This is a genomic window from Methylorubrum zatmanii (assembly GCF_014845115.1).
GTDB classification, from domain to species: Bacteria; Pseudomonadota; Alphaproteobacteria; order Rhizobiales; family Beijerinckiaceae; genus Methylobacterium; species Methylobacterium zatmanii.
Window position 1 is genome coordinate 1 of the sequence record NZ_NKUI01000031.1, and the last position, 22320, is coordinate 22320.

Consider the following 22320-nt stretch of genomic DNA (forward strand, 5'->3'; position numbering starts at 1 on the left):
CGAAATGTGTATAAGAGGCCGGCGCTGTATAGGCGGTCGGGGCCGGGGCGGCCGGCGAACGGGCGACGCGGGTCGGCGCGCTGCGCGCGGCGGCCGGCGAGACGCCGTAGGGATCGTCCTCCTCCACGTCGATGGGCGCCTGGGTCGGGACGGTCTGGCGCGCGGGCGGCCGGGGCGAGGCCAGCGGCCGGGCCGAGCCGTCGGCGGGGTTGAGCTGCGACTCGAACTTCAGCAGCGGCTTGCAGATGCGCTTCAGCCCGCGCGGGTCGTGCATCGCCAGATCGACGTGGATATGGTCGTAGTGGAACACGTTGGAGCCCGGCGCCAGCACCGTCGAGAAGCGGGCGCAGGCGCCCACGAACACCTCGCGCAGGAAGGCCTGTTCGGCCTCGGTGCCGCGCCAGCCGCCCTTCACGGTGATGACGTGGCCGTCCGCCAGGGTGAAGGACATGATGTCGAGCGCGTTGCCGAAGGAATGCTCGGAGAGCTTGGCACCGACTTGGTTGTTGCGGCCGCGGCAGGCATAGGCGCCGGCGTTGATCTCGGCGACCGGCACGCCGAAATAGAGGTTGGCGGCGGGCTGGATCGTGTCGGCGAGCCACGCCTCGGCCTCGGCCAGCGCCGGGCAGGCCAGCGTCACCCGCTGCTTGAGCACCACCGCGCCGTTGCCGAGCCGGGTGACCCGGAACGGTTGCTGCATGCCGCAGGGACCGGGGCCGTCGATCTCGCGGCCGAGCGAGACATAGGCCGTCGGCTGCACCAGCTTGCGGGCGAGGCACATCTGCTCCGCCTGGTCGCGCCATGCCTCCCGGCGCTCGAACCGGTTGATCGCACAGCCCGTGAGTCCTGCGCCGAACAGCACCAGGGCCGAGAACGCTAACGCTTTACGCCACATGGGGCGCAGGATGCGCAGGGTCCCGTAAACGGGCCGCTAACGATGCGGCGGGGAGGCCGCCCCGATGTGGAGCGCTGTTGACAGAATCGATACCTGCCCCGAATCCGAAGCCCATGATCTCGCTTCTCGATACCCGCGCCCGCATCACGGGCGGTACTCTCTCGGCGGTGGACGCGATCCGCGCGGCGAGAGCCCGCATCGCCGAGCGCGACCCCGCGCTCGGCGCGGTCCTGCGCACCGCTCCCACGGAGACGCCCGTGCCCGAAAGCGGGCCGCTGGCCGGCATCGCGGTGGGGATCAAGGACATCATCGATACGGCCGACATGGCCACCGAGTTCGGCTCCGGCATCTATGCCGGCTGGCGGCCGCGGGCGGATGCCGCCATTGTCGCCCGACTGCGGGCCTTGGGGGCCGTTCCGCTCGCCAAGACCGCGACCACGGCCTTCGCCGGCCTCGACCCCGCCGCCACCGTCAACCCGCACGATGCCGGTCACACGCCGGGCGGCTCCTCCTCCGGCTCGGCCGCCGCCGTCGCCGCCGGGATCTTTCCGCTGGCGCTGGGCACGCAGACCGGAGGCTCGGTGATCCGCCCGGCGGCCTTCTGCGGGGTGGCGGCGATCAAGCCCTCGTTCCGGCTCCTGCCGACGGTGGGCGTGAAGACCTTCTCCTGGGCCCTCGATACGCTCGGCCTGTTCGGCGCTTCGGTTCCCGACATCGCCCACGCCCTCGCGTTGATCGCCGACCGGCCGGAGATCGAGACGGCGGCGCCGGAGCGCCCGCGCCTCGCCCTCTGCCTCCAGGATTTTGCCGGCAGCGCCGACGACGATGCCGTCGCGGCCCTGATGCGCGCGGCGCGGGCCGCGGAGCGGGCCGGAGCGGTGGTGACCGATCTGACCCTGCCCGAGCCCTTCGCGCAGGCCTGGAGGGCGCATCCGACCGTGCAGGATGTCGAGGCGCGCCAGGCCCTCGCCTGGGAATATGCCGTCCATCGCGATGCCTTGCCGCCGATCCTGCGCGGGCAGCTCGACCGGGCGCAGGCCCTGAACACGGCCGATTACGATGCCGGCCGCCGCGATGCCCACCGGGCGCGCCGGCTCCTCAAGGAGACGTTCTCGGATGTCGATGCGATCCTGACCCTGTCGAGCGTCGGCCGGGCTCCGCAGGGGCTCGGCTCGACGGGGGATGCCCGCTTCAACCGGCTCTGGACCCTGATGGGCGTGCCCTGCGTCAACGTCCCGGTGCCGGGGGACGGGCTGCCCCTCGGCGTGCAGGTCGTCGCCCGCTTCGGCGACGACGGCCGGGCTCTGGCCGTGGCGCGGATGATCGAGGGGGCGTTGCTGCGGGCATAGCGTCATGGCGGTCGGCCAAGTTCCGACGCGGCGGTCCTTGGTAGAGCGATGATCTATAAGCCGGCAAATATAGTATTAATCCCGTCCTTGGCGCTGATTGCATGGGTGTTGCTGCGATGCAACGAAATTGCCAAAGATTAATGTGACACGATTATGAACGGGCGCCACGGCCCAGCTTGAACAAGGGTCCTCCGGACGGCTCTGCCGATTCGATTTTTCGGAGGACATCCCATGCGTTACGCGGACGGCGTCTCGCTCCTCGCCCTGCTTGTCGGCGCCCTCGGCGCGACGGCGGCGCAGGCCCAAACGGCCAACATCACCGGGGCCAATGCCAACGTCATCAACCTGCTCGGCCCGTTCCTGGCGCTCAACGGGAGCGAGGCCGGCCGCGACACCCTGAAGCTCAATCTCGATCAGGGCGTGGTGCTCAACAACACCGCCGACCTCGCCCGGCAGCAGCGGGCGATCAGCGATAAGAGCATCCTCGGCTCGGCGACGAACAACCTGTCCTCGGTGGGGCTCGGCATTTACGGCGCCGGCGGCAATCTCGCGGGCGGCCTGCCGGCGCAGACGCCGATCAACGGCATCGTGCCGCAGCAGACGGTGGGCGGCCTCGGTCCCCGGCTCGGCGTGCTCTACCAGCAGGGCACCGCCTCCGGCACCGCAGGGCCCCTCGGCCGCGTGGTCGACCTGATCGTCCGGGCCAACGGCTTCACCGGCGCGGATTCGGCGGTGGCCAAGAACTACTTCGCCAACGGCGCGGCCAACAATCCTGCGGTGACGCCCGCCAACTACGTCGCGGTGCCCGCTATCGCCCCGGCCGGATACAGCCTGCCGAGCGCCAACGGCCTGCCCAACACCCGGGACAGCGTCTACGACCTCGCCTACGGCGTCACCAATCTGCAGCCGGGCCAGAACGTCTACGGCGATTCCCGGCCGGTCCAGGTGGCGCCGGACCGTTACAACCGGTTCGACCCGACGGCCCTCAACGGCATCGCGACCAATCCGGCCTTCCCCAGCGGCCACACCACCTACGGCTACACCACCAGCATTCTCCAGGCGATGCTGGTGCCGCAGCAATATCAGGGAATGCTCGCCCGCGGAGCCGAGTATGGCGACAGCCGCATCGTGCTGGGCGTCCATTATCCCCTCGACGTGATCGGCGGCCGGGCGCTGGCGAGCTACGACATCGCACAGGCGCTCACCAATCCGGCCTATCTCAACACCACCACGACCACCGGCACGGCCCTCGACATGCCGAGCCTGTTCACCCAGGCCTCGACGCAGATCCAGGCCTATCTCGCGGCCCAGTGCGGCACCACCGTCGCGGCCTGCGCCGCGAGCGCGGCCAACACCGCCGGCAACCCCTATCTCGTCACCGACGCCAACGCGGCGCTCTACCGCCAGCGCCTGACCTACGGGCTGCCGACCCTGAGCTTCGCGCAAGGACCGCGCGAGGCGGCGCCGGCCGGCGGGCCCGATGCCGCGATCCTGCTCGCCCCGGTCTATGGCGGCAGCAGCGCGGCCGCGCAGCAGATCGCCCCGAACGGCGGCATCGCCGGAAGCCTGCAGACGGCGACGATCAACCAGATCGTGGTCAACACCGAAACCAATGCGCTGGCCGCCTTTTACGGCACGCCGCTGAGCTACTGGACCCGCATCGACCTCTACGCCGCCTCGACCTATTTCCAGAACGTCACCGGCACGCTCCAGCTCGATCCCCGTGACCGGGTCGCCACCGACGTCACCGTCGGCAATACCGGCACGCTCATCGCCGACGGCACGGTCGCGGGCCGTGCCACGGTCGGGGCCGGCGGTGTGCTCGGCGGCGCCGGCAGCGTCGGCGGCCTCACGGTGCAGAGCGGTGGCACGGTCAGCCCGGGCGGCGGCCTCGGCGGCGCGATCGGCACGCTGAACGTGGCGGGCGATGCCCGCTTCGCCTCCGGCGCGACGGTGCGGATCGAGACCGGCGCGGCCGGACGCGCCGACCGGATCGCGGTGACCGGACAGGCGGCCCTCGGCGGCACCGTGGCGTTCGCGCCGATCGACGGGATCGTCAATCCGATCGGGCGCTACAGCATCCTCACGGCGAGCGGCGTCACCGGCCGGTTCGACGGTGTGAGCGGGCCGGCCTACGCCTTCGTGGCGGGCAATCTCGACTATACCGGCCGCACCGTCGATCTGGCGATCACCCGCAACGGCACGCCCTTCGCCAGCTTCGCCCAGACCCGTAACGAGGCCGCCGCCGCCGCCGGTCTCGACGCCTCCGCCGGGTCGGCCCTCTACGACCGCGTCGTCGGCTATACCGGCGCGCAGGCGCAGGGCGCCTTCGCGACGCTGACCGGCGACATCCATGCCAGCACGACCTCGGCGGCCTTCGAGACCGCCTATTTCGTCCGCGAGGCGCTGCTCGACCGCCTGCGCCGCGGCGGCAGCCCGGCCCTGGCCGCCGGCACCGTCCCCGCGACCTACACCGCCGACCTGCCGGGTCGCTCCGTGCCGATGGCGGTGACGACCCTCGATCCGCGGGTGTTCGGCCTGTGGGGCCAGGGCTTCGGCAGCTTCGGCGACGCCCGCAGCGACGGCAACGCCGCCGGCCTGACCCGCCAGACCGCCGGCTTCGCCATCGGCGCCGACCTGCGGCTGGAGAACGGGTTCCGGATCGGCGTGGTCGGTGGCTACACCCGCACCAACCTCGACACCGCCGGGCGGCTGCAATCGGGCGAGGTCGAGAGCGCCTTCGGCGGCGTCTATGGCGGCACCGAGTTCGGCGCGGTGGCCCTGCGCCTCGGCGCGGTCTATGCCGACAACAGCCTGCGCACCCGCCGCAGCGTGAGCCTGCCCGGCCTCTCCGAGACCGAGTCGGCGCGCTATGGCGGCCAGACCATTCAGGGCTTCGGCGAACTGGGATACCGCTTCGCCCTCACCGCGCCGGGCGCGATCCTGTCCGCGAACGGGGCCGCCCCCGCGCCGCTCTCCTCCATCGAGCCCTTCATCGGCGGCGCCTATGTCCATATCGGCCAGGACCGCTTCCAAGAGACCGGCGGGGCCGCGGCCCTGCGCGGTCTCGGCCGCGACAACGACATCGGCACGGTGACCGCCGGCCTGCGCGCCCAGACCGAGCTCGATCTCGGCTTCGGCGCGCCCGTCGCGGCCCACGGCCTCCTCGGCTATCGCCGCGCCTTCGGCGACGTGGTCCCGGCCGCCCTGCTGGCCTTCCAGGGCGGGAACTCCTTCGTGACGGCGGGCATCCCGATCGACCGCGATGCCCTGGTGGCGAGCGCCGGACTCGACTTGCGGATCTCGGCCCAGGCCACGCTCGGGCTCGCCTATACCGGCCAAGTCGGCGCCCGCGCCCAGGACCATGCGGTGAAAGGTGGCTTCACCTATCGCTGGTGAGGCGGGCCGAGGTCATCCGATGCAACCGGGCCGGATCCGCGGTCCGGCCCGGTTGCCCCGTCACGTAAGCGGATTTTCATCCGCCCTGCGTCGGTCGGTCAGGGGCAGATCGATGGAGCAGATCAGCCCGGTCTCGCTCAGTTCGTAGCGGGTGCGCGCGTCGAGGGAGTAGGGCAGCGCCTTCTCGATCAATTCGCGCCCGAAGCCGCGCCGGAACGGCGGGGGGTTCCCGGCCGGTCGCTCGCCCCCCTCCTCGGCCCAATCGAGGACGAGGCGCGTCCGGCCGTCCTCGGCATAGGTCCGCCACGTGACCGATAGCCGCCCGGTCCCGGTCGCCAGGGCACCGTATTTGCGGGCGTTGGTGGCGAGTTCATGCAGGGCCAGTGCGAAGGTCTGGACCGTCGCCTTGCGCAGCCGCACGGAGGGGCCGTCGAGATGGATGCGTTCCGCCGCCTCCCAGGCGCCCAGGGCGTCGAGTTCGGTGCTGATCAGGGTGCGTAGCGTGATCGGTTCGAGATTCGAGCGGGACAGCAGGCCCTGCACCCGCGAGAGCACCGCGAGCCGGTCGTAGAACCGGCTGCGGAACAGCTCGATCGAGGCGCTCCCGGCCATGGTCTGCTCCGCCAGCGAGCGCACCACCGTGATGAGGTTGCGGGTGCGGTGCTGCAATTCGGCGACCATCACCCCCTGCTGCTCCTGGAGTCGGCGCAGGTCATCGATATCGGTGGAGGTGCCGAGCCACTCGACGGCGCCATCCGCCTCCCGCACCGGCAGGGCCCGGCTCTGGAACCAGCGGTAGCGGCCTTCGCCCGCATGGCGGACGCGGTAATCGACGGTGAGGGCGCGGGCGGTCTCGGCGCTGCTCCAGGCCTGCCTGGCCCGCTCGCGGTCTTCCGGGTGGAGCATATCGACCCAGCCGAAGCCGCGGCTGTCATCCTCGCTCTGGCCGGTATAGGCGCACCATTGCGGGCTGGCCCAGGTCCAGCCGCCGCCGCTCTCTGCCCGCCAGAGCAGTTGGGGAATGCCCTCGACCAGAACGCGCTGCCGGGCCTCGCTCGCGCGCAGCTCCGTCTCCGCCTGCGCGCGCTCGGCCGCGTCCCAGGTCCGCGCTGCCACGTCCTCGGCCAGCGCCACCTCAGCCCGCGACCAGGGCCGGGGCCGGTCATGGGTCAGGTAGAAGATGGCGCGCAGCCGCCCGTCCCGGATGAGCGGGATCAGGATCAGGCTGTCGATCCCCATGCTGTGCCAGAGCGCGGCGTCCCGGTTGTCCCCGATCGCGTCGAGGACGACGGTCTCGCCGCTCCGGAGCCGGCCGAGAAGGCCTCCCTTGAAATCCCGCGCGCGCAGCGGCCCGATGGGAGCCTCGCCCTGGGCGATGTAGCCGACCTGCCGCTCGATGGTCTCGCCATCGGCGGAGACGCGGGCATAGCCGACGCGGCTGACCCCGAGATGCTGCCCGAGGCCATCGACGGCGGTGCGCAGGGTCTCCTGTGGGTCGTTCAGGCCCTGCAGCCTGTCGGTGAGGTCCAGCAGGAAGGTCTGGCGGGCCTCGTCCGCCCGCAGGCTCTCGGCGGCGAGATACTGGTCGTGGATGTCCGTGGCCGCGCCGAACCAGCGCGCCACCCGCCCCTCGGCATCCCGAGCCGGGGCGTGCCGGACCAGGAACCAGCGATAGACCCCGTCCCAGCGGCGGATCCGATGCTGCCGCTCGAACTGGCGGCCGCTGGCGAACCCCTCGGCGAAGATCCGGAGCGTCTCCTCGATATCGTCGGGGTGGATGGCCGCCATCCAGCCTCCGTCCTCCACATCCGTCGTGCCCTGGCCGGTATAGTCGCCCCATTGCTGGTTCACGACGATGGTCCGGCCCTGCAGATCGAGCTGCCAGAGCGGGCTCGGCACCAGTTCGGCGAGGGTGCGGAACCGCTCCTCGCTGTCGCGCAGGGTGTCCGCCGTCCGCTTGCTCCGCAGCGCCTGGAGGATGGCCGGGGCCAGGGCCTCGGCGGCCTCCCTGTCTTCGGGGCGGAAGCCGCCCGGCCGGTTGCCGAGCCCGATCATCCCGATGACCCGGCCCTCCTGGACCAGCGGCACGCCGAGAAAGGCGTCGAGCGGCGGGTGGCCTTTCGGTGGCCCGATCCAGTCCGGGTGTGAGGGCGGATCGTTGGCGATGAGACTTTTGCCGTCGAGGAGCACGCGGGCGAAGAGGCCGCGGATCATCAGGCCCATCGGCGCCTTCCCCTTGGGGAAAGCGGGATCCTCCATGGTGAAGTGTTCCCAGCCGTGATCGCTGATGGACAACTCGTCGAAATGTCCGGTCTCGCGGTTGATCTCTCCCATGAAGCTGAACGCGCTCTCCGTCACCGCCTCGGTGACCGCCAGGCAGGCGCGCCCCAGCTCCTCTTCCGTCGAGGCGGTGAGCGCTTCGCAGAAGATGCGGTTGATGCCCTCCAGAATCGCGTTCTTGCGCAGGATGTCCGTCTCGGCTCCGCCCCGCCTCACGGCGCCCCAGACGCGTTCTGTGACGTCGCGCAACAATTCGAACTCGTCCTTCGTCCAGATCCTCGGTCGGGACTGTGCGACGCAGAGGGCGCCGACCAGCACACCGTTCTTGATCAGCGGCACGCCCATGCCGGCGATGATGCGGAGCCGGTCGAGCGTGCTCCGGTCGGCGTCCGGGATGCCGGGCGTGTCCCGCGTATCGGACACGACGAGGCATTCGCCGCGGCGAAGGACCGAGGTGACCCAGGCAAGATCTGTCAGCCGGTGGCGACCGGCGAGGGAGGCGAGATCGCCGCGAACATGGTCCCATTCGATCCGGACGAGGCCGCCGGCCTCGTCGACGGCGGCGTAGCAGGCCCGGTCCACCTCCAGCCGCTCGGCCAGGAGCCGGCAGGCCTCGCGCTGGATCGTCACCGGATCGGTCAGCGCCCGCACGGTGTCAGTGAGTGTCAGCAGGAAGGCGTGCCGCTCCTCGCGTTCGCGCAGGGCCTCCTCGGCCGCCTTCCGATCGGTGACGTCGTCGTAGAGCACCAGCAGCCGGTCGCCGCCCTGCGGATAGACCGAGACCTCGTACCAGCGCCTCAGGAGGTCGGCCGCCTGCTCGAACCGCGCCGGCTCGCCCGTCGCCACGATCCGCTCGTAGGTCTCCGCCCACCGGCGTTCGAGGCCGGGCAGCACCTCCTGCCCGAGCCGCCCGCGGGCCTTCGCCGCCGGAAGGCCGACCAGCCGTTCGAAGGCGGGATTGAGTTCGATGTAGCGGAAGTCGACCGCCCGTCCCCGTCCGTCGCGCACGAGTTCGAGTTCGCAGAAGCCCTGGCCCATGGTCTGGAACAGGGTGCGGTACTTGGCTTCGCTGTCCCGCAGCGCCGCCTCGGCCCGGACCCGCTCCGCCTCTTCGCGCGAGGCGGCGAAGGTCGGCAGCGGCCGCGCCGGGGCGTTCGTCCGGGTGACGATGGCAAGCATTCCGGCGACCGATCCCTGGGCGTCCCGCAGGGGGCTCACCGAGAGGGCGACGGTCCGCGCCGCCGGACCGGATCGGGGGATGAGGATCGGCACCGCTTCGGCGCGGGCCGCCTCGCCGGCATAGGCGCGCCGGATCAGCGACGTGGCCTCCTTCGATCCGAGGCCGGCGAAGGGTTTCCCGAGCGGATCGGTGTCCGTGCCGAGCAGGCGCGCGAAGGCGTCGTTGCACAGGGTGATGCCGCCCTCGCCCCAGGCCAGGGAAGCGGGCAGGGCCATGTCGAGCACGACCGTGACGGCGGCACGCAACCCGTCCGGCCAGGAGGGGATCGGACCCAGCGGTGTCGTCGCCCAGTCGTGCTCGCGGATGCGCAGGCCCATGGCACCGCCGCCCGGTGGCCAGACGGACGGGTGTGTTCTCTCGCCCATCCCATGTCCCACGCTCGCTCGTTCGCGCGCCATCCCGGATGGTGGGTCCGGAACGGCGTGCGAGGATGAACCTAAGCGATGGTCGGGCGAGGTTGTAAAGTACTTGCAGAGAGATGAGGCACGTTGTGCAGGGATGGTTCGTTTGCGGTAGGTTCGCTGTCCACTGCCTCAGGGTCAGCCCGAGCTGTGGGGCAGAAGAGGCTCAAGGCAGACTGGGAGATTTTACGACCCCATTCTCATCTCTTTGAAGAAAAACGCTCGCGCGGTCGGAGCCGGAGGCAAAACCGCGTGCGCCGAGTTCTTGTCGAGCCCGTTTACGCTCCGCGCAGACTCGACAGGTCGAGGGGCAGGGAGCGCAGGCGCTGGCCGGTGGCGGCGAAGACCGCGTTGGCGATGGCCGGCGCCAGCACCGGCACGCCGGGCTCGCCGATCCCGGTCGGGGCGACGTCGGAGGGCACGATGTGGACCTCCACCTGCGGCATTTCCGAGATGCGGGTCGGCTGGTAGCTGTCGAAGTTCTTCTCCTGCACCACGCCGTCCTTGAGGGTGATGCGGTTGCGCAGCACCGACGAGAGGGCGAAGCCGACCGCCCCCTCGACCTGAGCGCGCACCACGTCCGGGTTGACGGCCACACCGACATCGACGGCGGCGACGATGCGGTTGACCTTCACGCCGGACTCGCCCGCCGTCACGTCGGCCACCATCGCGACGTAGGAGCCGAAGGATTCGTGGACCGCGACGCCGAGGCCACGGCCCTTCTCGGAGGGTTTGGCGCTCCAGCCGGCCTTGTCGGCGGCCAGCCGCAGCACGCCCGAGAGGCGCGGCGCGCGCGTGAGCAGCGACAGGCGATAGGCGACGGGGTCGGAGCCCGCGGCATGGGCGAGTTCGTCGATGAACACCTCCATGACATGGGCGGTATGGGTGTGGCCGACCGAGCGCCACCACAGCACCGGCACGCCCTCGCGGGCATTGTGCACCTCGAAGCGGTAGGCGGGCAGGGCGTAGGGCGTGTCGGAGGCGCCCTCGACGGTGGTCGAGTCGATGCCGTTCTTGACGAGCATCGCCTCGAACGGTGAGCCGATCATGATCGACTTGCCGACCATGGCGTGGCGCCAGCCGGTGATCTGGCCCTTGGCGTCGAGGCCGGCCGTCACCGTGTGGAACACCTGCGGACGGTAATAGCCGCCGGCCATGTCGTCCTCGCGGGTCCAGACGAGATGGACCGGCGCCTTGCCGTTCCAGGCCTTCACGATCGCGGCGGCCTCGGCGAAGTAATCGGCCCCCGGCGTCGCCCGCCGGCCGAACGAGCCGCCGGCCCATTGCGTGTGCAGCCGGACCTTGTCGGTGGTGACGCCGAGCGTCGCCGCGACCACCGCCTGCTCCACGGTCTGAAGCTGGCAGCCGGCATAGACGTCGAAGGAGCCGTCCGCCGCCCGCTCGATGGTGGCGTTGAGGGGCTCCATCGCCGCATGGGCGAGGTAGGGGAAGGAGAACTCCGCCTCCAGCACCTTGGCCGCGCCCTTGATGCCGGCCTCGGCGTCGCCCGCCTGCGAGGCGACGAAGCCGGGAGTCTTGGCGGTCTCGCGGTATGCGGCGAGGATCACGTCCGACGAGCGGGTCTCGGCGGCGGAATCGTCCCAGGTGATCGCGAGAGCTTCGCGGGCCTTCATCGCGGTCCAAGTGTCGCGGGCGATGACCGCGACGCCGGTCGGGATGGTGACGATGTCGATCACGCCCGGCATTGTCCGCGCAACTGCGGAGTCGACGCTCTTCACGCCGGCGCCGAAGCGCGGCGGGTGGGCCACCAGGGCCGTCACCTGACCGGGGCGGCGGATGTCGAGGGAGTAGATCGCGCTGCCATCGGTCTTCGCGGCGGAATCGATGCGCGGCACGCGCTGGCCGATCAGCGTCCACTCGGCCGGGGTCTTGAGGCGGGGCTCCTGCGGCACCGGCTTGGCGGCGGCGGCTTCCGCCAGCTCGCCGAAACGAGCCTGCTTGCCGGAGGCGTGGCGGACGACCCCCTTCGCCACCGAGATCTCCCCCGCCGGCACGTCCCATTTCTCGGCGGCGGCGGCCACCAGCATGGCGCGGGCGGCGGCGCCGGCCTTGCGGAGCTGGAACCAGGAATTGGCGATCGCCGTCGAGCCGCCGGTGCCCTGGACCGGCCCCATCAGCAGGTTGGCGTAGAGCTTGGCGTCGGCGGGGGCGAAGGCGACCCGCATCTGGCCCCAATCCGCGTCGAGCTCGTCGGCGAGGATGGTGGCCAGCCCGGTGGTGTTGCCCTGGCCCATGTCGAGATGCTTGATCATCACCGTCACGGTGTCGTCGGCGGCGATCCGCACGAAGGCGTTGGGCTGGGCCGGCATCTTGGCCAGGGCATCGGAGCCCTCCGCCGCGCGGGCGCCCTTGAGGTCGAGGCGGAAGGCCAGCAGCACGGCGCCCGCCGCCGCGCCGGTGAGGAAGGCGCGCCGGGACGGAGCGGGCGCGGTGGTGAGATCGAGCTTGAGCATGCCGGGCTCCTGGTTCCGTGGGATTGCGCGGCGGCTCAGGCGAGCGAGCGGGCGGCTTCGTGGATGGCGGCGCGAATGCGCTGATAGGTGCCGCAGCGGCAGACATTGCCGTCCATGGCGCCGTCGATATCGGCGTCGGTGGGCTTCGGGTTGTCGCTGAGCAGGCCGATGGCCGACATGATCTGGCCGGACTGGCAGTAGCCGCACTGCACCACGTCGAGGCCGCGCCAAGCCGCCTTCACCGCATCGGCCACCTTGCCCTCGACGCCCTCGATCGTGGTGATCCTGGCCTCGCCGACATCGCCGATGCGGGTCTGGCAGGAGCGCACCGGCTGCCCGTCCATGTGCACGGTGCAGGCGCCGCATTGGGCGATGCCGCAACCATACTTGGTGCCGGTCATGTCGAGACGGTCGCGGATCACCCAGAGCAGGGGCATATCGGGATCGGCATCGACCTCCCGGACCACGCCGTTCAGGTTGAGGGTCAGCATGGCTCGGCTCCGAGATCTGGAATCATTCCGATTCTGATCCGGGATGCCGCCGGCCGATGTGCGGCAGCGCACCTGTATTCAGGATGCGCCGCCACCGCCCCGATGCCGACAATTCGCCCGACCGCCGAAGCCGCTTCTTAACGGTTCGCAAGGCACCTTGTCGGCTCTCCGACGTCGCATCGGCCATCGCCCCTCGACCGATCCATTCCTCGCGCTCCGATCCCTATTGGCATGGCCGACCTCACAGTCGAGATGGTTCAGCGTGGGCGCGGTCCCTCCTCGCAGGAGGTGGCCAAGCGCCGGGGCATTGCGCGCGAGATGCGCTCGGTCCGGGAGCGGTTGACCTCGACCAGCGGCCTGGAACGGGCCTTCGATTACGAGTTGCTGCGCCTCTACGCCCAGTACCGGGTCGGCGCGGGGATCCCGCTTCTGCTCCTGGCGCTCGTGATCGCCGCGGCCTCCTCGATCTGGGTCCCCGGCGTGAAGGTCGCCGTGTGGTCGGCCGGTGCGCTCTGCGCCGGCGCCTTGATGACCCTGTCGTGCCATCGCTTTCTGCGGCAGGCCCCGGAAAGCCTGTCGCTGCGGCGCTGGAGCCGCCTCTTCATCGCCGCCGAATTCGGCCAGAGCCTCGCCTGGGCGATGCTGCTGCTGGTCGCCGTTCCCGAGGCGCGCACCTTCGCGCTGTTCGGCCTCGTCATCGTCGCGGCGGTGACGACGATGCTGGCGGCGACGGTGCCGGCCGCCGCGCTCTCGGGCCTGCTGCCGCTGATGCTGGCGACGCTGTCGCTGCTCCTGTTCACCCGCGACATGGACATGATGCTCCTCGTCGTGATGACGGTGGCGAGTCAGCTGTTCTTCGCCGGCTTGGCGCACCGGCTCTACGCCTCCGCCGTCGGCACTCTGCAATCGCGGGCGGAGAAGGATGCGATCTTCACCGAACTCGAACAGGCCAAGGCCAATTCCGACGAGGCCCGGCGGCGGGCGGAGGAGGCGAACCTCGCCAAATCCCGCTTCCTCGCCACCATGAGCCACGAGCTGCGCACGCCGCTCAACGCCATCCTCGGCTTCTCGGAGGTGATGAAGAACGAGGTGTTCGGCGTGCACACTGCCCCGGCCTATCGGGAATACGCCAACGACATCCACGACAGCGGGATGCACCTGCTCAATCTCATCAACGAGATCCTCGACCTCTCGCGCATCGAGGCCGGGCGCTACGATCTGACCGAGGAGGCGGTGCAGCTCGCCCATACGGTCGAGGAGTGCCGCCACATGATGACCCTGCGCGCCCGCAGCAAGGGGCAGACCTTCACCAGCCTGATCGACGATTCCCTGCCGCGCCTCTGGGCGGACGAGCGGGCCCTGCGCCAGATCGTGCTCAACCTCCTGTCGAACGCGGTGAAGTTCACGCCCCCGGGCGGCGAGATCACGATCAAGGTCGGCTGGACCTCGTCGGGGGGGCAATATGTCAGCGTCAAGGATTCGGGGCCCGGCATTCCCGAGGACGAGCTCGGCACCGTGATGTCCTCGTTCGGGCGCGGCTCGCTCGCCATCAAGACCGCCGAGCAGGGCTCCGGCCTCGGGCTGCCGATCGTGAAGGGGCTGGTCGACCTGCATGGCGGCGGCTTCCAGCTCAAATCGAAGCCGCGCGAGGGCACCGAGGTGATCGTCACCTTCCCCGCGAGCCGCGGCATGGACACCCTGCCGGCCCTGGACCTCACCGAGGACAAGGCGCCGGCCGAGGCCCCGCGGCCCCGGCGCGCCCGGGCGGCCTGAGCGGAGGCTCAGCCCTCCGATTTGCCCGACACGCCGGCCTGCTCGAAGGTCGCCATGTCGCGGTGGCAGGCGAGCGCGCCCTTCAGCAGGCCGAGGGCCAGGGCCGCGCCCGAGGCCTCGCCGAGGCGCATGTCGAGGGCGAGCAGGGGCTGGAGGCCGAGCCTGTCCAGCACGTCCCGGTGCGCGCCCTCCGCCGAGAGATGGCCGGCGATGCAATGGTCGAGGGCGTGGGGGTCGAGGGCGTGCAGCACCGCCGCGGCGGCGGTCGCCACGTAGCCGTCGAGCACCACCGGCACCCGTTGCAGCCGCGCCGCGAGGATGGCGCCGGCCATCGCCGCGATCTCCCGCCCGCCGAGCCGCGCCAGGACCGTGAGCGGATCGTCGAGATGCCCGGCATGGGTTTCGAGCGCCAGCCGGACGGCCTCGGCCTTGCGCCGGAGGCCGCTCTCGTCGAGGCCGGTGCCGCGCCCGACCCAGTGCTCCGGCTCGCCGCCGTAGAGCGCGGCGTAGATCGCCGCCGCGATGGTGGTGTTGCCGATGCCCATTTCGCCGATGGCGAGGCAATCGGTGCCGGCCGCCACCGCCTCCATGCCGAAGGCCATGGTGGCGACGCAGCCCTTCTCGTCGAGGGCCGGGCCGGAGCAGATGTCGCCGGTCGGCAGGTCGACCGCGAGGTCGAACACCCGGAAGCCGAGGCCGTAGGCGGCGCAGAGCTGGTTGATCGCGGCGCCTCCGGCGGCGAAGTTCTCCAGCATCTGCCGGTTGACCGCCGCCGGGAAGGCCGAGACGCCGCGCGCGACGACGCCGTGGCTGCCGGCGAACACGCAGACCATCGGCCGGTCGAGGGTCGGCTTGGCCTTGCCCTGCCACGCGCCGAGCCATTCCACGAGCCCTTCGAGCCGTCCCAGTGCACCCGGCGGCTTGGTCAGGCTCGCGTCCCTTGCCCGGATCGCGGCCACGGCGTCCGCGTCGGGGCCGGGCATCTCGGTGACGAGGCGGCGGATGTCGGCGAAGGGAGAAGCGTCGGAGGTCATCGCAGAAGGCTCATGCGCGGCGGGGTCGGGATCGCGGAAGAGGTCGCTCGATTGGCGAGGAATTTGCGACCGGATAGCGGCCAAGGCCGCGTAGCAGGCAAGAGGGTCCCGGCGCTATAGAAGCCAGGGGCCACAGGGTACAGGCGGCCCGACCGGAAGGGGAGCGGGGATGAGCCAGCGCAGCGGTGGCAGCGATCTCGGGCCGCCCTTTCCCGGCGCGGGGCTGGTCTACGACCTCGCCGCCTGTCTGCGCTTCTTCACCCGCCTGCCGGTCCCGCCGCTGCCCGACGAGCCGGCGCCCTACGGCGCGCCCGATTTCCGCACGGTGCCGCGGATGCTGCCGGTGGCCGGATTGCTGATCGGCCTTCCCGCCGCCCTCGTGCTGGTTCTGGCCTGGGAGATCCGGCTCGGGCCGTTCGTGGCCGCAGCGCTCGCCCTGGTCGCCCTCGCCCTCATCACCGGTGCCATGCACGAGGACGGCCTGGCCGACGTCGCCGACGGGTTCGGCGGCGGCCAGACCCGCGAGCGCAGCCTCGAGATCATGCGCGACAGCCGGATCGGCGCCTATGGCGGCACCGCCTTGTTCCTTGGGCTGGCATTGCGGGCGGCCATGCTCGCGACGCTCCTCGACCGCTCCGGCTCCCTCGCCGCCGTGTCCCTGCTGTTCGCCGCCGCCCTGTCGCGGACAGCGGCGCTGCTACCGATCGCGCTCCTCGCCCCGGCCCGGCCCGGCGGGGCCGGTGCCGCCGTCGGCCGCCCGACCCGCGCCACGCTCGGGATCGCCGGGGGGCTCTGCGTGCTCCTCGCTTTGGTCGCCGCCGGCCTCGGCCTGCCGCTCCTCGGCCTCGTCCTGGCGCTGATCCTCGCTCCCCTGGCCTCCTATGGCCTGAGCGTCCTGGCCCGGCGCAAGATCGGCGGCCAGACCGGCGACGTCGTCGGGGCCTGCCAGCAAGTCGGCGAGGTGACGGTGCTGCTGGCCCTGGTGGCGGCGACGGCGTGAGCCTGTCCGAATGCCGGATCGGCCCTGTGGCAGGACAGACTTCCCATTCCGGCCCTTCCCTCGCGGAGTGCGTTCTCGCCCTTGATTCCACGGCCGGGCCCGTCCCATGTCGGCGATGATGATCGCCTCGCCTCCGAAACCCTCCTCCCCCTGCACCAAGGTCTGCGTGCTCGATGCCGTCACCGGCCTGTGCGAGGGCTGTGGACGCACGCGCGACGAGATCGGCCTGTGGGGCTCGCTCTCCGAGCCGCAGCGTCTGGCGATCATGGCGACCCTGTCCGAGCGCCTGCGCCGGGCCTATCCGCAGCGGGGGACGGCCGCGCGATGATGTGGCTCGGCCTCGCGATCCTGGGGATCGGCCTCGCCGTCCTGGTCGTCAACCATGACGGCGGCCCCGTGATGGGGCTGGATTCGGACCAGTTCGCCGGCCTCGTCTCGATGGGCGCGCTGCTGCTGCTGCTCGTCGCCGGCCGCTGGCGGCAGGCGCTCGCCATGCCCGGCTCGACCCTGCGCTCCGCCCTGATCTGGCTCGGCATCGGCGCCGTGATCGTGGCCGGCTACACCTATCGCGAGGATGCGCAGCGGGTCGGCGCCCACCTCGTCGGCTCCCTGCGCCCCGGCACCGCCGTGGTCGGCCCCGGCGGCGAGGTGACGATCACCCGCCGCTCGGACGGCGACTTCGCCGTGCTCGCCCAGGTGAACGGCAACCGCGAGCAGCGCTTCGCCTTCGATACGGGGGCGAGCAGCGTCGTGCTCACCGCCGAGAATGCCGCCGCTCTCGGCATCCGCCCGGCGGAGGGCGATTTCACCCAGCGCGTCTCCACCGCCAACGGCACCGCGCTGGCCGCGCCGATCCGCCTCGCTTCGATCACCGTTGGGCCGATCACCGAGCGCAACATCGATGCGCTGGTGAGCCGGCCCGGCATGTTGAGCACCAACCTGCTCGGCCAGAGCTTCCTGCAGCGGCTGCCCTCCTACGAGGTGCGTGGCGACCGGCTGATCCTGCGCAGCCGCTGACCCGCCGGATGGGCCGGACGGGCCGCTCAGCGCGGCCCGCCGCCTCCTCCGCCGCCGCCGAAACCTCCAGGGCCGCCACCGCCGCCGAAGCCGCCCGGTCCTCCCCCGCCGAACCCGCCGGGTCTGCCGCCGCCGGGGCGGCCGGGGCCTCCGCCGGGACCGCCGAATGCGCCGCCGAAGCCGTCTCCGGGCGTGGCACCGGAGCCGGGGCGCGTGTCGATCGGGTAGCCGCCGGGCATCCCGCTGCCGCCCGGCCCGCGCTGCCCTGTCCCGAAGCCGCCGGTATCGCGTCCGCCGGGGCGTGAGAACGGCGCCTCTCCACCCGGTCCGGGCCGTCCGGCCGGGCCGGAGCCCGGATGTTCGGAACCCGAGCCAAGCGGTTCCCGACCGCCGAAGCCCTGTCCGCCCGAACCTGGTCCACCGCGACCCGGTGCCTCGCTCCGCACTGACTCCACCGTCATTCGCCCGCCCCGGCCGATGCCGGTCTCGATGATCGCCGGCCGCCCCGCGCCGGGCAGGGCGGAGGGATCGACCCGGCCCGAGACCGACAGGCCGGAGCCGAGCCGCAGGCTACCGCCGCCCTGCGCGACGTAGCCCTCGATGGAGGCGCGGGCGAGCCCGGCCGGGAACGGCCGGCTGACGTCCCGGGCCGAGGCCACGGTCAATCCCGCCTTGCCGGCCTCGCCCTCCACCAGGGCGCGCTGCCCGGCCAGCCTCGGCTCCAGGCCGACGAGGCGCAGGCTCCCGATCCGCAGGCTCCCGTCCCGGCCGCGCCGCACCGGCCCGGTGACGCGGTCGGCCCCGGCCGGGCGGGGCTCGATCAGGCTCGCGACGATGGTGCCGTCGCCCCGGCGCAGGCCACTCACCGCGACGCGCTCGCCGGCCGCGAAGCGCCTCGTGGTCGTGAGGCCGGCCGTGGAGACTGACTGCCCCAGCACCGTCAGCCGGCCCTTGGCCATGGCCTCGATGGGACCGACCACCTCGCTCGTGACCGCGATGGCGCGGGTGGAGAGGCCGTCCTCCGGCCCCCGCGCCACCACGCGCACGACATGGCCGATCTTGAGGTCGGCGACACGGGCGGGGGTGCCGTCGATGGTCACCCGCACGTCCGGCGGGTAGGTGATGCGCAGGTCGTTGACGACGATGGAGCCGAAGCGGCGGATCGTGCCGATCACACCGGTGCCGCCGATGCCGCGGTCGCCGCCGGGATTCTCCTCCTCCGAGGGACGCGCGCCGGTGCCGCCGATGCCGCGATCCTGGGGAATGTCGCCCTCCGCCTGCGGCCAGGCCGGGCGCGGCCGCCACAGAGCGGTGCCGGCGAGCAGGGCCAGCAGGCCGCGGCGGGTCGGAGTGAGGCGGCTCAAGGCGCGCGGCCCTCCTCGTCCCCGGAGGCCTGCTCCGAGGCGGGATCGCGGGCGGGCCCCTCTTCCCGGTAGATGTAGATGCCGAAATTCCAGCGATGGCGGCCGCCGGCATCCTCCTCGCAGGCGGCATGCGCCTCGGCATTGGCCTCCCGCAGCGCCCCCATGGCGATCTCCCGGGCCCGCTCCTCCAGCCGGGCGGCGAGGGCGTCGGACAGCCCGTCGTAATGCACCGCGCGCTCGAAGAAGCGGGGGGAGGGGCCTGCCACGTTCTCCGCCGCCGCGGCGATGTGGTCGTGGAGGTTGCGCCCGAAATAGTAGAGCTGCGGCTCGGCCCCGCCCTTCGGCAGGTAGGCCGCCTCCAGAAGCCGCACGCGGCCCTCCGCGTCGAGCACGGCGAGACCGCGGTCGAGCCACTCGTCGAGCACGGCGCGGGGGCGCACATCCTTGGTCACGCCCTCGACGAGGCTCTCGAAGGAGGGGGCGTCATCCTCGGCCGAGCGGGGCAGCGGCAGGGGCCGACCCTGACCGTCTGTGAATTCCGGGGCCGCGACCCAGCGGGCAATGATCCGGCTCGTGCGCGACACGGTGGCGGGCACCTGACTCACCGGCGCTCCGGCTCCGCGCAAGCGCCGCACCTCCTTGCGGTGGATGCCGGTGAGCAGGCTCACCCGGCTGTCGGTCTGCTCCTTGCCGGGCAGGGCGAAGTCGTACTCGGCGACGTTCACGTAAAGCTCGCGCAGAAGGTTGGTCAGCGCCGGGAAGGTGATGCCCCGCTGCACCAGCAGGCGCACGAGCGGGCGCAGCAGACGCGCGACCGGCGCGTGCAGGTCGGCGCCGGCCGGCGGCGGAGCGGTTTCGGTCGGCTGAGACATGGCCCGAGCTTAATGACGGCACCGTGGGAGACAATCCCACAATGTGCGGTCCGACACCCGCGTTCCCCGATTTTCGTTTGACGTGGGATTTTTGCACACGTACAAATTAGTGGTCAAATTTCCCACGTAAGCGCCACGGCTTCGGTGAGACGCCCATGATCGAACTGAGACCCCAACCCGCTCTGGCTGAGGCGCCCCTCGTCCTCGTCTCACGCCAGTCCCGGCCGGTCGATGCATCGGTGCGCCCGCTCATGCGCGGTGCTGCCGTCGCCGCCGTGCTGGCAGCGGCCCTCGCTCTGCCGGCAGTTGCCGATCTGGTCACGGGGCTTCGACGCCCGGACGCTACGCCGCTGGCCACGACGGTCTTCCCCGCGACGGAGACGGCGCGTGCCCTCGCGCTGCGGGAGGCCGTCCGATGAAGGCCGCTCTCCCGACGGCTTTCCCGACGGCAGGGCTCGCGGCGAGCCGGGTCCGCCCGCTCGCTCATCCCCTGCCGTCCTCCCGCGCCCGGCGCCGCGCGCCGCGCATGGACCCGAAGTCCGAGCCCTGCGGCGGCGAGACCGTGATCGACTTCGCACTCTGCCTGATCCTGGCCGTGCTGGTCGTCGGCCTGCTGCTGCTCGCGCTCTGAGCCTTTCCCAACACCCTTCAACGAGAGATGACGATGATCCGACGTTCGATGCTGCCGGGCCTGGCCGGAATCCTTCTGGCGAGCGGAGCCGGCGCCGCCGACCTGCCGCAGCGCGTGGCGCCCCCGCTGCCTCCAGCTCCGCCGGTCTTCACCTGGACCGGGTTCTATGTCGGCGCCAATGCCGGCTACGGCTTCCGTGGCGGCGCATCGAGCGACACGGATGCCACCTACGGCACCGTGACGGAGAGCGGCGGCAAGGGCGGCTTCGTCGGCGGCGGCCAGATCGGCTACAATTATCAGCTCACGCCGGGCTCGGGCTGGGTGCTCGGCGCCGAGGCCGATATCCAGGGCACCGGCTTCGGCCGCCGGGGCGACGGCACCATCGGCGCCACGCCCTATTACGGCGTGTCGCCGAGCCTCGACTGGTTCGGCACCGTGCGGGGCCGTCTCGGCTATGCCTTCGACCGCTGGCTCGTCTACGGCACCGGCGGCTTCGCCTATGGCGGCGGCAGCCGGTCGCCCTACGCGGCCTCCTATCCCTATACCCTGCCGGACACGGCCCGGATCGGCTACGCCCTCGGCGGCGGCGTCGAATACGCCCTCACCGACCACATCTCGGTGAAGGTCGAAGGGCTCTATGTCGATCTCGGCAGGCGCGGCACCGGCACGACGGTCTACGATGCGACCGTCCCGGCCTATTACGGCACCGGCCGCTCGGAATCGGGCTTCGGTGTGGTGCGCGGTGGCCTGAACTATAAGTTCTAATAGCGAGCCGGGGCGCGACGCTTGAGCGAGGAGTGAACCACAGCCGGGGAAAAATCGTTTGAACGGCTCAGCCTCCCCGAATGAGGGCGTCGATTTCGGCCCGGAGGGGGCGGTGAGGGGAGCATTTCGAACGGAGACTTTGACCTTGGCCCTTGCTTCGCAGCGCGCCGCCCGGCGCCTTTCCCTTGTCACTAGCTTCACCGCCACCCTGATCGGTCTGGCGCCGCTCGCCGCCTCTGCCCAATCCGTCGCCGTTCCGGCGGTCGAACCGCCGGCGGTGGAGGCCCCGGAGGCCCCCGATCTCGGCAATGTCCTGCCCAAAGGCGCGCTCGTGTTCCACGGCAATTACTGTGGTCCGGGCAGCCGCGGCGCCGGGCTTCCCCCGGTCGATCCCCTCGACCGGGCCTGCATGCACCACGACGCCTGCTCGCCGCCTGCGGGCACGGGGCTGCCGTCCTGCTCGTGTAACGACCGGCTGGAGCGTGAGGCCTCCCTCGTCGCCCACTCGCCGCGTATCCGCGAGGAACTGCGCACGACGGCGGAGTTCGTGGCCCTCGGTGCGAAAGCCCTGGCCTGCGAGCCCTGAGCCTTTTCGGCCATCGTCCTTCGTCGGCCCGGGGCGCGCGTCCCGGGCCGATCCTGTTTTCAGCGGTCCGCGAGACCTGGTTCCGGCCTCGCCTCCGATCGGTCGTCGCGGCCGGCGGAGATTTCCTCTCCCCGTGCGCGGGGAGAGGGTGACGACCTTACGGTGCCTCGGGCAGGTCCTGGCTGATGCCCAGGCCGTCGAGGCCCTCTTCCAGCAGCGAGGCCGCATCCGGCGAGCCGAGCAGCTCGCGCATCACCGTGTCGCCCGCCGCCTCGCGCTCCTTGGCGAAGCGGACCGCCTCGCCCCATTCCGCCGCCTCGTAATCGCCGCGGCCGATATAGAGCAGCGCCCCGAGGTCGGCGCGCTCGTCCTCGTTGAGCCCGGCGATCATGCTGCGGATCTCCTGCTCGGTGGCGTCGTCGGTCCCGCCGACCAGTACGTCGGTCGCGCCGTCATCGGTCGGATTGGAGCCGGAATCCGGGTCGGTCGGGCCCTCCTTCGCCTCGACCGCCCGCAGGCGCAGGATGATCTCGGTGATCTTGTCGAGGGCGATGTCCATGCTTCACTCCAGCTTCGACGGGCCTCGCCGGAGGCAAGGCGCGCGTCGGGTTCGAACGCCATGCGCGGGGCCGCCGCGACCCGCGGTCCGGGCGAGCCGGTACCGTGAGACCGCGACGGGGCGCAGAGCCTCGACAACCCGTGGCGTGGGCATTGGTTCGGGAAGGAGCGGTCTCTTATACACATATGAT

18 protein-coding genes are annotated in these 22320 nt (G+C 71.5%); 10 read left to right on the forward strand and 8 right to left on the reverse strand.

Annotation, left to right across the window (positions count from 1 at the left end):
• Positions 1-895, reverse strand: an 895-nt coding sequence (locus MZTS_RS04185; protein WP_192281913.1) for an extensin-like domain-containing protein, incomplete at its 3' end; no start/stop codon positions are given.
• A gap of 113 nt (positions 896-1008) precedes the next feature.
• Between MZTS_RS04185 and MZTS_RS04190 the strand changes: the two genes are divergently transcribed.
• Together MZTS_RS04190 and MZTS_RS04195 are read left to right on the forward strand one after the other, a co-directional pair.
• Positions 1009-2244 (forward strand): amidase family protein, encoded by a 1236-nt coding sequence (locus MZTS_RS04190; protein ID WP_192281916.1) that lies wholly within the window; start codon positions 1009-1011, stop codon positions 2242-2244.
• 231 nt (positions 2245-2475) lie between these two features.
• A complete protein-coding gene (locus MZTS_RS04195; RefSeq protein WP_192281918.1) occupies positions 2476-5643 on the forward strand; it encodes an autotransporter family protein in 3168 nt (1055 codons plus the stop codon).
• A gap of 60 nt (positions 5644-5703) precedes the next feature.
• Here MZTS_RS04195 and MZTS_RS04200 read toward each other — a convergent pair whose 3' ends face one another.
• The 3 genes from MZTS_RS04200 to MZTS_RS04210 all read right to left on the reverse strand — a co-directional run bounded on the left by MZTS_RS04200 (position 5704) and on the right by MZTS_RS04210 (position 12529).
• The gene (locus tag MZTS_RS04200) at positions 5704-8961 is read right to left on the reverse strand and encodes a GAF domain-containing protein (protein ID WP_378741052.1); all 3258 of its coding nucleotides are present in this window, start codon (positions 8959-8961) and stop codon (positions 5704-5706) included.
• Between the two features lie 881 nt (positions 8962-9842).
• Entirely contained in the window at positions 9843-12038 is a 2196-nt protein-coding gene (locus MZTS_RS04205; RefSeq protein WP_192281923.1) for a xanthine dehydrogenase family protein molybdopterin-binding subunit, read from the reverse strand.
• A 35-nt stretch (positions 12039-12073) separates the two neighbouring features.
• Positions 12074-12529: a (2Fe-2S)-binding protein gene (locus MZTS_RS04210; RefSeq protein ID WP_009864209.1), complete on the reverse strand. Its 456-nt coding sequence runs from the start codon at positions 12527-12529 to the stop codon at positions 12074-12076.
• A 231-nt stretch (positions 12530-12760) separates the two neighbouring features.
• On the opposite strand from MZTS_RS04210, the gene MZTS_RS04215 reads away from it, so the two are divergent.
• Positions 12761-14302, forward strand: a complete 1542-nt coding sequence (locus tag MZTS_RS04215; RefSeq protein WP_192281926.1) for a sensor histidine kinase — start codon at positions 12761-12763, stop codon at positions 14300-14302.
• Between the two features lie 8 nt (positions 14303-14310).
• Here the strand turns inward: MZTS_RS04215 and cobT are convergent, their stop codons facing one another.
• Complete coding sequence (gene cobT / locus MZTS_RS04220; RefSeq protein ID WP_192281929.1) at positions 14311-15336, reverse strand: nicotinate-nucleotide--dimethylbenzimidazole phosphoribosyltransferase; 1026 nt, start codon at positions 15334-15336, stop codon at positions 14311-14313.
• Between the two features lie 169 nt (positions 15337-15505).
• Between cobT and cobS the strand changes: the two genes are divergently transcribed.
• The 3 genes from cobS to MZTS_RS04235 all read left to right on the forward strand — a co-directional run bounded on the left by cobS (position 15506) and on the right by MZTS_RS04235 (position 17353).
• Positions 15506-16336, forward strand: coding sequence for an adenosylcobinamide-GDP ribazoletransferase (gene cobS / locus MZTS_RS04225; protein WP_009866826.1), 831 nt, complete (start codon positions 15506-15508; stop codon positions 16334-16336).
• Between the two features lie 118 nt (positions 16337-16454).
• Positions 16455-16664 (forward strand): DUF1289 domain-containing protein, encoded by a 210-nt coding sequence (locus MZTS_RS04230; protein WP_192281954.1) that lies wholly within the window; start codon positions 16455-16457, stop codon positions 16662-16664.
• The gene (locus MZTS_RS04235; RefSeq protein WP_192281931.1) at positions 16661-17353 is read left to right on the forward strand and encodes a retropepsin-like aspartic protease family protein; all 693 of its coding nucleotides are present in this window, start codon (positions 16661-16663) and stop codon (positions 17351-17353) included. Before MZTS_RS04230 ends, MZTS_RS04235 begins: the two co-directional genes overlap by 4 nt.
• A 26-nt stretch (positions 17354-17379) precedes the next feature.
• Here MZTS_RS04235 and MZTS_RS04240 read toward each other — a convergent pair whose 3' ends face one another.
• Positions 17380-18717 (reverse strand): DUF5666 domain-containing protein, encoded by a 1338-nt coding sequence (locus tag MZTS_RS04240; protein WP_192281934.1) that lies wholly within the window; start codon positions 18715-18717, stop codon positions 17380-17382.
• On the reverse strand, positions 18714-19589 hold the full coding sequence (locus MZTS_RS04245; RefSeq protein ID WP_192281937.1) for a DUF6502 family protein: 876 nt from the start codon (positions 19587-19589) through the stop codon (positions 18714-18716). The genes MZTS_RS04240 and MZTS_RS04245 overlap by 4 nt, the downstream gene beginning before the upstream one ends.
• 155 nt (positions 19590-19744) lie before the next feature.
• Between MZTS_RS04245 and MZTS_RS04250 the strand changes: the two genes are divergently transcribed.
• The 4 genes from MZTS_RS04250 to MZTS_RS04265 all read left to right on the forward strand — a co-directional run bounded on the left by MZTS_RS04250 (position 19745) and on the right by MZTS_RS04265 (position 21571).
• Positions 19745-20008 carry a hypothetical protein gene (locus tag MZTS_RS04250; protein ID WP_192281940.1) on the forward strand — a complete coding sequence of 88 codons (264 nt, stop codon included), beginning with the start codon at positions 19745-19747 and terminating at the stop codon, positions 20006-20008.
• Entirely contained in the window at positions 20005-20220 is a 216-nt protein-coding gene (locus tag MZTS_RS04255) for a hypothetical protein (protein ID WP_192281943.1), read from the forward strand. The genes MZTS_RS04250 and MZTS_RS04255 overlap by 4 nt, the downstream gene beginning before the upstream one ends.
• Positions 20221-20253: 33 nt before the next feature.
• Complete coding sequence (locus MZTS_RS04260; protein ID WP_192281945.1) at positions 20254-20985, forward strand: outer membrane protein; 732 nt, start codon at positions 20254-20256, stop codon at positions 20983-20985.
• Between the two features lie 145 nt (positions 20986-21130).
• Positions 21131-21571: a phospholipase A2 family protein gene (locus MZTS_RS04265; protein WP_192281948.1), complete on the forward strand. Its 441-nt coding sequence runs from the start codon at positions 21131-21133 to the stop codon at positions 21569-21571.
• A gap of 157 nt (positions 21572-21728) precedes the next feature.
• Here MZTS_RS04265 and MZTS_RS04270 read toward each other — a convergent pair whose 3' ends face one another.
• Entirely contained in the window at positions 21729-22130 is a 402-nt protein-coding gene (locus MZTS_RS04270) for a DUF3775 domain-containing protein (protein WP_192281951.1), read from the reverse strand.
• Between the last annotated feature and the right edge of the window lie 190 nt (positions 22131-22320).

Excerpts from the sequence above, each read along its gene's own strand:
- cobS (WP_009866826.1), top strand. The coding sequence starts at position 15,506 with ATGAGCCAGCGCAGCGGTGGCAGCGATCTCGGGCCGCCCTTTCCCGGC.
- MZTS_RS04260 (WP_192281945.1), top strand. The coding sequence starts at position 20,254 with ATGATCCGACGTTCGATGCTGCCGGGCCTGGCCGGAATCCTTCTGGCG.
- MZTS_RS04195 (WP_192281918.1), top strand. The coding sequence starts at position 2,476 with ATGCGTTACGCGGACGGCGTCTCGCTCCTCGCCCTGCTTGTCGGCGCC.
- MZTS_RS04255 (WP_192281943.1), top strand. The coding sequence starts at position 20,005 with ATGAAGGCCGCTCTCCCGACGGCTTTCCCGACGGCAGGGCTCGCGGCG.
- MZTS_RS04270 (WP_192281951.1), bottom strand. The coding sequence starts at position 22,130 with ATGGACATCGCCCTCGACAAGATCACCGAGATCATCCTGCGCCTGCGG.
- MZTS_RS04205 (WP_192281923.1), bottom strand. The coding sequence starts at position 12,038 with ATGCTCAAGCTCGATCTCACCACCGCGCCCGCTCCGTCCCGGCGCGCC.
- MZTS_RS04250 (WP_192281940.1), top strand. The coding sequence starts at position 19,745 with ATGATCGAACTGAGACCCCAACCCGCTCTGGCTGAGGCGCCCCTCGTC.
- MZTS_RS04200 (WP_378741052.1), bottom strand. The coding sequence starts at position 8,961 with ATGGGCCAGGGCTTCTGCGAACTCGAACTCGTGCGCGACGGACGGGGA.
- MZTS_RS04210 (WP_009864209.1), bottom strand. The coding sequence starts at position 12,529 with ATGCTGACCCTCAACCTGAACGGCGTGGTCCGGGAGGTCGATGCCGAT.
- MZTS_RS04245 (WP_192281937.1), bottom strand. The coding sequence starts at position 19,589 with ATGTCTCAGCCGACCGAAACCGCTCCGCCGCCGGCCGGCGCCGACCTG.
- MZTS_RS04215 (WP_192281926.1), top strand. The coding sequence starts at position 12,761 with ATGGCCGACCTCACAGTCGAGATGGTTCAGCGTGGGCGCGGTCCCTCC.
- MZTS_RS04235 (WP_192281931.1), top strand. The coding sequence starts at position 16,661 with ATGATGTGGCTCGGCCTCGCGATCCTGGGGATCGGCCTCGCCGTCCTG.
- MZTS_RS04190 (WP_192281916.1), top strand. The coding sequence starts at position 1,009 with ATGATCTCGCTTCTCGATACCCGCGCCCGCATCACGGGCGGTACTCTC.
- MZTS_RS04230 (WP_192281954.1), top strand. The coding sequence starts at position 16,455 with ATGATCGCCTCGCCTCCGAAACCCTCCTCCCCCTGCACCAAGGTCTGC.
- cobT (WP_192281929.1), bottom strand. The coding sequence starts at position 15,336 with ATGACCTCCGACGCTTCTCCCTTCGCCGACATCCGCCGCCTCGTCACC.